Source organism: Ahrensia sp. R2A130, from assembly GCF_000179775.1.
In the GTDB taxonomy this organism is placed as follows: domain Bacteria; phylum Pseudomonadota; class Alphaproteobacteria; order Rhizobiales; family Rhizobiaceae; genus Pseudahrensia.
Window position 1 is genome coordinate 495,211 of record NZ_AEEB01000017.1, and the last position, 12,130, is coordinate 507,340.

Annotated in this window: 12 protein-coding genes and 1 riboswitch; of the genes, 5 read left to right on the plus strand and 7 right to left on the minus strand. The window is 58.1% G+C overall.

Annotation, left to right across the window (positions count from 1 at the left end):
• Window positions 1-9: 9 nt before the first annotated feature.
• Complete coding sequence (locus R2A130_RS11590) at window positions 10-942, minus strand: DMT family transporter (protein WP_009758245.1); 933 nt, start codon at window positions 940-942, stop codon at window positions 10-12.
• A gap of 149 nt (window positions 943-1,091) precedes the next feature.
• On the opposite strand from R2A130_RS11590, the gene R2A130_RS11595 reads away from it, so the two are divergent.
• The 5 genes from R2A130_RS11595 to R2A130_RS11615 all read left to right on the plus strand — a co-directional run bounded on the left by R2A130_RS11595 (window position 1,092) and on the right by R2A130_RS11615 (window position 6,875).
• Window positions 1,092-3,419 carry a xanthine dehydrogenase family protein molybdopterin-binding subunit gene (locus tag R2A130_RS11595; RefSeq protein WP_009758246.1) on the plus strand — a complete coding sequence of 776 codons (2,328 nt, stop codon included), beginning with the start codon at window positions 1,092-1,094 and terminating at the stop codon, window positions 3,417-3,419.
• A gap of 57 nt (window positions 3,420-3,476) precedes the next feature.
• Window positions 3,477-3,589: riboswitch (TPP riboswitch) on the plus strand.
• A complete protein-coding gene (gene thiM, locus R2A130_RS11600) occupies window positions 3,583-4,353 on the plus strand; it encodes a hydroxyethylthiazole kinase (protein ID WP_009758247.1) in 771 nt (256 codons plus the stop codon). It overlaps the preceding riboswitch by 7 nt.
• Window positions 4,350-4,997 carry a thiamine phosphate synthase gene (gene thiE, locus R2A130_RS11605; RefSeq protein ID WP_009758248.1) on the plus strand — a complete coding sequence of 216 codons (648 nt, stop codon included), beginning with the start codon at window positions 4,350-4,352 and terminating at the stop codon, window positions 4,995-4,997. Before thiM ends, thiE begins: the two co-directional genes overlap by 4 nt.
• Window positions 4,994-5,800: a bifunctional hydroxymethylpyrimidine kinase/phosphomethylpyrimidine kinase gene (thiD, locus tag R2A130_RS11610; RefSeq protein ID WP_009758249.1), complete on the plus strand. Its 807-nt coding sequence runs from the start codon at window positions 4,994-4,996 to the stop codon at window positions 5,798-5,800. Before thiE ends, thiD begins: the two co-directional genes overlap by 4 nt.
• Before the next feature lies 1 nt (window position 5,801).
• The gene (locus R2A130_RS11615; RefSeq protein WP_009758250.1) at window positions 5,802-6,875 is read left to right on the plus strand and encodes a TRAP transporter substrate-binding protein; all 1,074 of its coding nucleotides are present in this window, start codon (window positions 5,802-5,804) and stop codon (window positions 6,873-6,875) included.
• Here the strand turns inward: R2A130_RS11615 and R2A130_RS11620 are convergent.
• From R2A130_RS11620 to R2A130_RS18130, 6 genes are all read right to left on the minus strand, one after another.
• Window positions 6,872-8,179, minus strand: coding sequence for an MFS transporter (locus R2A130_RS11620; RefSeq protein ID WP_156798488.1), 1,308 nt, complete (start codon window positions 8,177-8,179; stop codon window positions 6,872-6,874). The two genes, R2A130_RS11615 and R2A130_RS11620, sit on opposite strands and share 4 nt — an antisense overlap.
• A 136-nt stretch (window positions 8,180-8,315) precedes the next feature.
• Window positions 8,316-9,197: a uracil-DNA glycosylase family protein gene (locus tag R2A130_RS11625; RefSeq protein WP_009758252.1), complete on the minus strand. Its 882-nt coding sequence runs from the start codon at window positions 9,195-9,197 to the stop codon at window positions 8,316-8,318.
• Window positions 9,194-10,177, minus strand: coding sequence for an endonuclease/exonuclease/phosphatase family protein (locus tag R2A130_RS11630; protein ID WP_009758253.1), 984 nt, complete (start codon window positions 10,175-10,177; stop codon window positions 9,194-9,196). Before R2A130_RS11630 ends, R2A130_RS11625 begins: the two co-directional genes overlap by 4 nt.
• 81 nt (window positions 10,178-10,258) lie before the next feature.
• Entirely contained in the window at window positions 10,259-10,462 is a 204-nt protein-coding gene (locus R2A130_RS11635; protein ID WP_009758254.1) for a dodecin family protein, read from the minus strand.
• Window positions 10,463-10,537: 75 nt separating this feature from the next.
• On the minus strand, window positions 10,538-10,900 hold the full coding sequence (locus tag R2A130_RS11640; RefSeq protein WP_009758256.1) for a hypothetical protein: 363 nt from the start codon (window positions 10,898-10,900) through the stop codon (window positions 10,538-10,540).
• 823 nt (window positions 10,901-11,723) lie between these two features.
• Window positions 11,724-11,873 carry a dodecin domain-containing protein gene (locus R2A130_RS18130; protein WP_371179395.1) on the minus strand — a complete coding sequence of 50 codons (150 nt, stop codon included), beginning with the start codon at window positions 11,871-11,873 and terminating at the stop codon, window positions 11,724-11,726.
• Window positions 11,874-12,130 lie beyond the last annotated feature (257 nt).

Genomic DNA, 12,130 nt, shown 5'->3' on the forward strand with positions numbered 1-12,130 from the left:
TGAAATGACTCATGTATTCGTGTGTTCGCGCCCCTGCGGCGAACGCACCAGCTTCGTGTTGCGAGCCCGTTCACGCTGAACGGTGTAGAGCGCTGCAGCGATGATCACGACCGATCCGACCCATGTGTACGGCCCGGGTAACGTGTCGAAAATCAGCCAGCCGAAGAACGTCGCGTAGAGCAGCCGTACATAGTCCAGCGATGCCAGCACGGAGGCCTCGCCCCATTTATAAGCATAGATATTGCCCATCTGCGCGGCGAAGGACGTGACGCCCATGGCGAGCAACAGCACCCACTCCGTGACGGTGGGCCACTGCCAAAAATAGATAGCGGGTATGGCGACACACAGGCCCACGAGAAACGCCTGATAGGCAAGAATTGTGATTGGCTCATCGGTGCGCGACAGCAGCCGGATAATGACCATCACCAAGCCCGCTGCGGCTGCACCTGCAAGCGCGTAAAGCGAGTAAGGGTCGAACCCGGAGGAGCCGGGCTGCACCATCACCAACACACCAAGAAAACCTACGGCAACCGCCATCCACCTCCGCCACCCCACTTGTTCCTTCAGCAGCCAGATTGCAAAAATGGTGACGAAGAAGCTCTTCGCAAAACCGATGGCAACCGCATCAGCCAGAGGCATTTCTATGATCGCCGTGAACCCTGCCAGCATGGCGACCAGCGCCAGAGCCACGCGAATAATTTGAAGATCGAGCCGGGAGGTCCGCAAGCAACCGGGAAACTCCTTCATCACTTGCGGCATCACAATGGCCATCATCACGACTTGCCGCACCAGCAGAATTTGCGTCACGTGCAGCCGTTCACCGGCGACCTTCACCAGCAGCACCATGACCGAAAACCCGAACGCGGCAGCGAAGATCATCAGCGAGCCCTTCACGTTGCCGGGAAGCGCGTGAAAGCGGCGGACTGTGGTTGCAATTGGCATGAGGCGGATTGATTCCAGCTGAGATGGACGCAGGATGGACCCGCGCCCCTCGCGGCACAATGCGCCTTGCGTAGGTGAACCAAAGCGTCGAAACTCGATACCGAATATGCAACCGCCAGTGGGCGGGTAGATGATGCGGAGCTTCCACCATGAACGCCATGACCCCACCAAAATTCGGACAGAAAGTCGGCATGGGCCAATCGGTTCTTCGCAAGGAAGATGCAGCCTTTATAACCGGCGAAGGCAACTACACCGATGATGTGAAGCGCGACGGCGCGCTCCACGCTTACGTTCTGCGCTCGCCCACCGCCCATGCGACCTTCACCATCGAAGACCGCGACACTGCAGCATCCATGGATGGCGTTAAGCTGGTGCTGACGGCAGCTGACATAGAAGGTCATGGCGGGTTGAAATGCCAGACGGTGCTGAAGCAGGTCGATGGCACCATGCACGACACCAAGGATATTCCATTGCTCTGCGACGGTGTGGTGCGTCATGTTGGCGACGCCATCGCTTTCGTGGTGGCTGAAACGGAAGCTCAGGCGCGCGAAGCGGGCGAGGCCATCGAAGTCGATTTCGACATGCTGCCCACCGTGGTCGATACCGAATCTGCGCTCTCCGACGATGCTGTGCTTGTCTATGACGACACGCCAAATAATCTCGCCTTCGAGGTGGAGATGGGCAATGCAGACCGCTCACGCGAGATATTCAAATCCGCGGCCCGCGTGTCCGAACTCAAGCTCATCAACAACCGGTTGATCTGCAACTACATGGAAACCCGTGGCTGCGTGGCCGAATGGTCCGATGAAGAAGATCGCTACACGCTTACCGTCGGCTCGCAGGGCGTGCACAGCATGCGCGATGCGCTGGCGGGCCAATGCCTCAACGTATCACCTGACAAATTGCGGGTGGTAACGCCGGATGTCGGCGGTGGTTTCGGCACCAAAGTCTTCCCATATCGTGAATATCCACTGGCGCTTATCGCTGCAAAGCGTCTCGGCCATCCGGTGAAATGGCGTTGCGACCGCTCCGAACATTTTGTCGCCGATGCCCATGGCCGCGATAACGTGGTGACCATGAAAATGGCAATGGATGAAGACGGTCGGTTTTTGGCGCTCGATGTCGATCTGATCGCAGCCATGGGCGCATATCTACACACTTACGGCCCGTACATCCCGACGCTTGGCACAACAATCGGCACCGGTATTTATGACATTGAAGCCTGCGCCTTCCACATTCGCGGCGTCTATACTCACACCACCCCGACAGATGCCTATCGCGGCGCAGGGCGTCCTGAAGCGATCTACGCGCTTGAACGATTGGTCGATCAATGCGCCCGCGACATGGGCGTCGGTCCAGATGAAATTCGCCGCCGTAACGCTATTCCTTCCGACATGCTGCCTTACAAAACACCGTTCGGCCGAACCTACGACACTGGCGAGTTCACCGCTCATATGGACAAGTGCATGGAGATCGCCGGTTGGGGAGATTTCGACAGCCGCGCAAACGCCGCAAAGACGGAAGGCAAATTGCGGGGCATCGGCATGTCCACCTATATCGAGGCCTGCGCCTTTGCTGGCTCCGAACCTGCCAAGCTGGAATTGCAGACCGACGGCACGGTGAGACTGCTCATAGGCACCCAATCTAACGGGCAGGGCCACCAGACTGCCTACGCGCAATTTGCAGCCGAAGTGCTGAACCTCGACATCGATTCCATTGACGTGCGGCAGGGCGATACAGATGAGTTGGCGACCGGCGGCGGCACCGGCGGTTCCCGCTCCATCCCGCTCGGGGGTGTATCGGTTAAACGCGGCTCCGAAGCGCTGGCGGAAAAAATTAAGGAAATCGCAGCCGACAAGTTGGAAGCAGCAGCCAGCGATCTCGAACTCATGGAAGGCGAGGTCTGCATCGTCGGCACCGACCGATCCATGACGCTGGCAGAAGTTGCCGCCAGCACCGACACGCCCGTCGAAGCCACCGGAGAGTTTGTGCAGGACGAAGCGACATTCCCCAATGGCACCCATGTCTGTGAAGTCGAGATCGACCCGACAACAGGCGAAACCGAAGTCGTCGCCTACACAATCGTTGATGATTTCGGCACCACGGTGAACCCTATCATGCTGGCCGGTCAGGTGCATGGCGGCGTGGTGCAGGCCATCGGCCAGTGCATTATGGAACAGACGGTCTATGACGACGATGGCCAATTGGTCACGGCGTCCTTCATGGACTACCGCATGCCCCGCGCTCAGGACATTCCGAACTTTCATTTCGAAACACGCAACGTGCCGTCCACGACTAATGCGCTCGGCATTAAGGGCGCAGGCGAAGCGGGCACGATCGGTGGTTGCCCTGCAGTCATGAACGCTGTCGTGGATGCGCTTCACCGCGCGTACGGTGTCGAGCATATCGACATGCCGGTCACGCCGCTCATCATGTGGAACGCCATCCGCGCCGCCGAAAAGCAGCGTGCGGCCTAGCCGCATATAAACGCACGATTTGCCCTTGCGGGGGCAGGTCCGCGCGCCTATTTTCCCGTCATCTCATAGAGGTGCCATCGGCAAAGCGTGCCGTGGCTGAGAGCCGTTCGTGGCAACTCTTTGAACCTGATCCGGATCGTGCCGGCGGAGGGAATGGGACATCGTGGAAAAGCACCTTCAACTCGACCCGAGAGCTATCGCCGATTGCGTGTTGGCTGTTCGTGAATTTCGGCCGCATGTTCACAGTATCACGAATTCTGTAGCCCAGAATTTCACCGCAAACGTATTGCTTGCCGTGGGCATGAAGCCGTCCATGACGGTTGCCGCCGCCGAAATGCAGGGCTTCGTCACAATGGCGGATGCTCTGCTCATCAACATCGGCACCATGGATGATGAGCGTCGCGCCGCTATCGATGAAGCGATCAAGGTTGCCGAAAAATCCAACACGCCGTGGTTGCTGGACCCCGTATTTGCGCAGGCATCCACGCCGCGTCTCGAACTTGCAAAACGCCTGCTCAATCGCAAACCCACCGCGATGCGGTTCAACGCTTCTGAAGGCCAATATCTGTTTGGTGCGCATATGACGCCAACGGCTCTTCCGCTGCTCAGTAGCTCGACAGAGGTCTCACTCATCCTGACTGGTGCAGAAGATCATGTTGCTGTTGGCCATGATGCGGCGACCATCCGTAACGGCAGCGCATTGATGGATCGTGTCACGGCGATGGGCTGCGCTCTGTCGGCGGTTATGGCTGGCTTTCTCGCTGTCGAACGCAATCAGCATCTCGCACTTACATCCGCGCTCGTTCTTTACGGACTCGCCGGTTCCACAGCGGAAGCGAAGTCCACCGGCCCAGGCAGCTTCGTGCCCGCATTTTTGGACGCACTCTACACCCTCTCGCCAGACGACATCATCGCAGGAGCCCGCCTCGCATGACCGCACTCGATATCAGCCTCTACGGCATTCTCGATCCCGCACGCTCCAATGGCCGCCCATTGCCCGAACTTGCCGCAGCCGCTGCCCGTGGCGGCGCAACCTTGCTGCAATATCGCGACAAAACCTCCGACACCCGCACCATGGTCGAGACCGCCCACGACATTCTCGAAGCGCTGGAAGACTTCGATATACCGCTGCTGATCAATGACCGGGTTGATGTTGCGTTGGCCGTCGGTGCGCACGGTGTTCATCTCGGCCAAACGGATATGGAAACGCAAGACGCGCGCGATCTGTTGGGCGATGACGCCATTATCGGTCTCACCATCAAGAACCGTTCCCACGCCACGAATGCGCCGGTGGATCTGCTGGATTACGTGTGCATCGGCGGCGTGTTCCAGACGTTGTCGAAGGACAATCCGGTAGCCATCGGTCTTGATGGCTGGTCCTCCGTCGCAGGCCACTTCCGGCAGATCGACCACCGCCTTCCGGTCGGTGCAATCGCAGGTATCGACGAAACGAATTGTGCCGACGTCATGTCGAACGGCGCCGATGGCGTTGCGATCATCTCCGCCATGTTCATGGCAGACGACGTGGAAGCCGTCACAAAAAATCTAGTCAAAATCATCAAGGAATCCCGCCGATGACCGCCATCGCACTTACAATCGCAGGCTCGGATTCCGGCGGCGGCGCGGGCGTTCAAGCGGACTTGAAAACCTTCAGCGCACTGGGTGTTTATGGCGCAAGCGTCATCACCGCTTTAACGGCGCAAAACACCCTTGGCGTTACCGGCATCCACGATGTTCCACCCGCATTCGTCACCGAACAAGCTGATGCGGTCTTCTCCGATTTGGCAATCAATGCGTTGAAGATCGGCATGTTGTCCAAGCCCGAGATCATCGACGCTGTGGCTGCTGCTATCGACCAGCACAAACCAAAGGCTACCGTCTTGGACCCTGTCATGGTGGCCGAGTCCGGCGATCCGTTGATTAACGATGCCGCAGTCGCGCATCTTGCCGAAACACTCTTCTCGCGCGTCACTCTCATCACGCCAAACCTGCACGAAGCTGCCCGGTTGTTGCAAACGGAAGTTGCCGCCGACAACGACGCGATGGAAGCGCAGGCGGAAGCTTTGCTCGACCTTGGTGCTAATGCCGTTCTGCTGAAAGGCGGTCACAGCGATGCGGTGGAGGCCTGCGATGTGTTGGGCATACGCGGTGAACCGCTCCGCTGGTATTGCGCGCCCTTCATCGACACGAAAAACACCCACGGCACAGGCTGCTCCCTGTCATCGGCAATCGCTGCACAACTGGCTAAGGGCGATGAATTGCCGGACGCCGTTCACGCCGCAAAATTATGGCTATCGGCTGCAATTGGCGCTGCCGATGATCTCGATATAGGGCAGGGCGCTGGCCCGGTTCACCATTTTCACGCCCTCTGGAACACCTGATATGACCAAGACCAACCGCCGCAATGTGCTTGCAGGCCTCGTCGCAGCACCGGCAGTCGCACTCGCTGCACCCGCATTAGCGCAAGACGTTACTGAATGGCGCATGGTCACGTCATGGCCCAAAAATCTGCCAGGCCCCGGCGTCACAGCACAGCGCTTGGCGGACTCGATTACGGCAATGTCCGGTGGACGGTTGCGCGTTAAACTCTATGCGGCTGGAGAGATCGTACCCGCGCTGGAGGTCTTTTCAGCCGTGTCCAACGGCACCGCGCATATCGGTCACACAGCGTCGCTGTTTTGGGGCGGAAAGGTTCCTGCTGCACCGCTTTTCACAGCCGGACCATTCGGCCTCACGCCTATCGAACACATCACGTGGGTGGACCACGGCGGTGGGCAGGCCATCTGGGATGAGCTCTACGCGCCCTTCGGCATCAAGCCTTTCATGGCCGGTAACACCGGTTTTCAGATGGGTGGTTGGTACAAGGAAGAGCTGAACAGCCTTGCTGACCTGAAAGGCCTGAAAATCCGTATGCCGGGTCTTGGCGGCGAGGTGATGCGTAAGCTTGGCGCGGCCCCCGTTACCATTGCGCCGGGCGAAATTCTGTCCGCGCTTCAAACCGGAGCAATCGACGCCACTGAATTTCTTGGCCCCTCGTCAGACTTCGCCATGGGCTTCTACAAGGCTGCGAAATTCTACTACGCCCCCGGCTTCCACGAACCCAACGGCACGGGCGAAGCGCTCGTTTCCGCAGAAGCACTCGCGGCATTGCCAGCCGATCTACAGGCGATTGTGAAAGCTGCATGCGCTGCCGAAAACATTCTGTCCCTCGGTGAAAGCGAGTGGATGAACGCCGAGCGTTTGAAGCTCTTGGTCGAAGAAAAAGGTGTGCTTCTTCGTGACTATCCGTCCGACATCATCAATGCAGCCCACGCTGCAACGGTTGAAGCATTGGATGAATTGGCTGCCCGTGATGCGCTAACGGCTAAAGCAGTTGAAAGCTTCCGCGCGGCCAGCCGCCACCAGAGCGAATGGTCTCGTCAGTCCGTGCAGAAATTCCTTAGCGCGCGTACCTAAAGCTTCCGCACCGTTACTGGCGGAGGCATAGCTGGCATCTCTTCCTCAGGTTCCAGCTGATAAGGGTCGCTCAGCGCTCTTGAGTCATACACATACGATTCTGGCGTCGCACTCTGCGCAAAGCCGATGGTCTGGAAATCTTCTCGGTCATCTTCTGCCACACGTTCCGAGCGGAACGTTCGGTAAAGTGCATAGCCACCAAACGCGGCATGAGCGATCGTGGTGGTTGTGAAAACGCCAGCCGGTCCCATGATCGTCATAATCTGCGCGGCCATCAATGGCCCGACCATCGTGCCGATGCCGTAGACCAGCAGCAGGCTGCTCGCGACCTTGACGAAATCATCTTCGGCGCGGTCGTTGGCCAGCGCGACGGCAAGCGAATAGATTGAGTAGATCATTCCACCATACAGCACGACGGCCATGAAAAACGGCGTATCGAAACTTGCTGATTGCGTTAGCACCGTCATGATACTGCCTGCGATGATGCCGATCATTCCCGCAATTGCCATCACATAGCGGCGGTCGATCATGTCTGAGAGTTTCCCGAGCGGGAACTGGAACAAAACAGACCCCGCCAAAGCAGCACCAAGAAGAGATGCGATCATTGCCGATGACATGCCGACTTGCTGGCCATAGACCGCACCAAAAGTTCCCCAAGTGGAGGATACGATACCGGCTGCGAACGCACCCACTGCTGCTGCGGGCGAGTTGAAAAACAGCCCCTTTACGTCCAATTCTGCTTCGTTCAACGGTGCCGGTGACTGAGCTTTGGACACGCTTGTGGGAATAAGCGCAAGCGCAAACAGGATCGCGCCTACCATGAACAACAGGTCACGGCTCGGTTCTGCCAGGATTAGCAAATACTGCCCTGCCGCCATCGCGACCATTGTGGTAATCGCGTAGATCGAGAACATTTGGCCGCGCTGTTCGTTGCTTACGCGCTCGTTCAGCCAGCTTTCAGCGACCATGTAACAGCCAGCAAAACAGAAGCCGGACAATGCCCGCAACACTATCCAGAAGATCGCGTCGACCCACATCGCATTGAGCAATATTGAAACAGCGAGCAGCGCCGTAAGCGCCGAGAAAGTACGCACATGGCCGACACGGCGCACGAGGTGCGGCATGAACCAGCAACCAAAAGTAAAACCTATTGCGTAGCCTGTACCGATCCAACCCAGCTGGAACGTGCCAAAGCCTTCGAGCTGGCCGCGAATAGGAATGAGAACGGCGTGTAGTCCGCCGCCCATCATGAGAAATATCATTCCGCCAAAAAGCGAAAAGAACGGAACAAGCTGACGCACCATGGCGCGGCCAATCTTACAATTCGACGCCGACAGATGCCGCGCGACCGGTTGCAGGGTGAAAGTGGCCGCAACCACTCCCTCATATTTCGCCTATGATCACAGGTTGAAGTGCGTGTCCAGTCACTAAATTCGCAGCTTATTCCGCGCCGATTTCCAACCGGGCCTTGAGCATCAAAAGGTCCTGCCAAGCACGACGTTTTTGCGCCGGATTTCGCAGCAGGTATGCCGGGTGAAACATTGGCAGTGCAGGCCATTCCCGTTCACCGATCTTCACATCTTTCCACCGCCCGCGAACCGATGTGATGCCATCGGTCGTTCGCAACATCGCTTTCGCGGAAGAGCCGCCGACGAGCACCAGCAACTTTGGAGCGGCCAGTTCTATGTGCCGTTCGATGAAGGGGCGGCAGATTTCAATCTCCGCAGGCGTAGGAGTTCTGTTTCCGGCTGGTCGCCACGGAATGACATTGGAGATGTAAACCGACTTGCGATCCAGCCCGATGGCCGCAAGCATACGATCAAGCAACTGACCTGACTTGCCGACAAATGGCAGCCCCTGCGCATCTTCATCGCGCCCTGGTGCTTCGCCGATAAGCATAACGGAAGCTTCCGGGTTGCCGTCTGCAAACACCATCTGCTTCGCTTGATACCGCAGGTTGCAACCTTCGAAGCCGCGTATTGCGTCACGCAATTCATCCAGCGTGGTGGCTTTTGAAGCGAGCTGCTTGGCCTGTTCCACAGCAGCACCGTCCGGAATAGTCGGTCGAGCGGGTGCTGCTGCGGGAGGCGGTGTTGCAGCTTTGGTGCGCGATTGGTCCCGCAGATTGGATTGCTGGTCAGCAACAGGGGCTTGTTGCGTTTGACGTTCATCCGTTTTGCTGACGGCCTTCTTGTTTTTTACTGCCTCAAACGCCTGTGCCGCCTCGGCAAAACGATCCACCGGCTCATCAGCCAACGCAATATCCACGCCAGCTTCAGCATACCATTCCAGCAATTCGTGGGGATAAGCGTGCTCGGTCATCGGTCCATCTTGAGCGATGCGTCGAAAACCACAACCGTGCGGATCGCAAAATGATCGGAGCCGCCGGACTCCAACCGTTGCCGCGATACCGGTCCTACACCATCAGACACCATCGTTTGGTCGATGGGCAGCATCGGCCATGGGTTGCCGTTGGAGCGCCCCGCGAGCCTTGGCCCCCAACTGTGAATCAAGCCTGAAAGTACCGCTGTCCTGCTCCATTGCGCCACCCGCTGAACCGCATCGCTCCATGGTGTTGAATTGAAATCGCCGGCCAGAATTTTGGGTTCCGGCAATGTCGAAAATCTCCCGCGAAGCCGTGCCATTTGCCGCCCCTGACCGGCAGGATATGGCCAGCGGGAATGAAATGTCGCAAGCGTGAACGGCTTTCCTTGCCAGACGATTTGCGCCGCAGCATACCCCTCGCGCCTCAAACAATCTCTCAACCCGCCGTCTAGGAATGGTAGACTGGAAACTATGGCAACGCTGCCGAACCGGTCGGTCTGACACGACAATTGATGCGGATAGCGGGTCTTCAATATATCCAACATGACCTCCGTCTTCCGCGTCACCTCTTGCAGCAAAATCACATCGGCATCGGAACCCAATAACAAAGCCCCGGCATCTTCAGGCCGCGGATTGTTGAAGAGCATATTCATCTGAACAACCACCAACTGCTCAAACTTTGCAGCAGTCTGCGGCGTTGCGTAGCCCCGTTTGAAGCCTGGAAGATACGGCGCGGTCAGCGTGGCCGATATCGCAATCGTGACACCTGCAGCGACCGCCCATCCTGGCTGCCGAACCCAGAGGCAGACTATCAAACCGACCACCAGCGCCAGCATTGCCAACACGCGAAAATGGCTGGCTGTATCGAGCAGCGGATGCACCGCCTGAAACCAGCCCGAAACCGACAGTCCGATCAACGCGAATGTTCCAAGCCGCACCAGCAAGATGAAAATGCGGCGCTGCGAATTCGAAATCATGGCAGAAAATACGCGGTGAACTATCCCGTGCCTTCTGCCATGATCGTGAGCGTCTGCGCCAGTACAATGACGCGCGGCGCTTTAGTCGTTCAGCACGAAAGTCACCTTCAGCCCGACGCGATATTCCGCGATCTTGCCGTCTTCGATCGACACTTTCTGGTCCTTCACCCACGCGCTTTGCACGCCCTTGAGCGTCGAGCAGGCGCGTTCGATGCCTTTGGCTGTAGCGTCTTCGAAGCTGGTGGTGGAGGAGGAAATGATTTCCGTTACGCGTGCGACTGACATGATGAAGTCTCCCAATGTTGGCGAAAGCACAATTGCTCCCACGCCATATCAACCCGCGAATGTGGCGAACGTTGCCTATCCCGCTTTCGACCACGCTTGAAACGCCTCGATATTGCGCGCGATGCACAGGGGCAGACCGCGGCTTTCCATGTTGTCCCATACGTCTTGTTCGGCGGTGGGCAGGGTGCGGCGGGTGTAATCGAAATGGCAGATGCGGTGGCGGCGGCATTTGGCGAGCGAACACCGGCGCGGCAGATCGAGGTCCATGGCGGCCTGAAGGCACATCCGCGCCAGTTGAACCAGCTTTCGGGTGTTGCACTCTTCCATATCACCCGCGAGCAACCGCGCCACACGGCGATGGGCGATGCTGTTTTCCGACGGGGAACCGCTGCATTTGCATTGCGGTTCGGCAGGAGCGGCTTTTGTTTTGGGAGCCATAGCGTCCTCGCATTTATTAGCGGAAAATCGCACGCGCGAAAGCGGCTGCCCGCACAACGGCGCGGGACAGGCAAAAGGCCAGAACAGTTTAGGGCCGGGATGCTTTATCGACATCTTGGCTAGTCTGTAGGCAGATGCCGGTAAAGCATCCCGCGGCTATCGGGCGAGGGGCGAACCCACCGCCGAACCACACCGTTCGCACTTGCAAAGCGCACGAACTGGCCGGGTCTCACGCTCCCCCGCCCATCGCCGCCTGCCTCCCGAATGAACGGGAGCGGAGATGAAACGGGTTACGGCCGTTGTGATGCACGCTGGCTCGACTCCAAGAGACAGTGCTCCGGCCAGACGGCATCAGCCGCATGACACGAAACAAATGGCTCAGGCCGCACGACCCCGTCAAAAAGACGGTACGCCGAACGATCTTTGCGTCGAGCAGGGCGAACCCCTGCTCCTCACGGGCGGGGCGAACCCCATCCGCTTGCCGGAAAGGTTCTCACCTGCCGACAAAAGCTGCGCGCGCACCCGGCAGCCCGACCTTAACGGTCGGACGGGCGACACCCTGCGGTCCCCGGTTCGAAAAGGCTGCAACCCCACAAACCGGCACCGGCTCCCCCCACCATAAGCAACGCCTCGCGAAAGCGGCCCCATGGGGTAAGCGATGGACAGGGTAAGAGATGGCAAAGGGGGCGGGGATAGAATTTTGCGCCCTAACAAATTGAGCGCCGCCCGCGCAGACACGACTGCGCAGATAAAGCGATAACAGGGCCGCGCAGCAAATGTCACGAACGGCCCCGTAGATGTTTAGAACAGTCAAATGGCGAAGTCAGTCGTTCAGAATGAAAGTGACCTTAAGCCTGACGCGGTATTCGGTGATTTTTCGATCGTTGATCGTAATCTTCTGGTCCTTGACCGAAGCCCCCCTGAACGCCCTTCTGCGTGAAACAAGCCCGCTCGATACCCTTCGCCGTGGCATCTTCGAAGTTCATATTAGAGGAAGAAATGATTTAAGTTATGCGTGCTACAGATATATCTATGTCTCCCAGGTCCGGCGAGATTGCTGGATGCGGAGAGCATGTTCGGCGATATGAGCGGAAGTACGCGGCATCTACGAATGCACCCGAACCCTCATTGTCATGCACCGGACGGATGAAGCTATGCGGTTCCCGATCCGGAGAAGCTGCGACACTCCCCAAGCGGGTGCCTGCCCTTCCCACCAAAACGCCGCTTTTC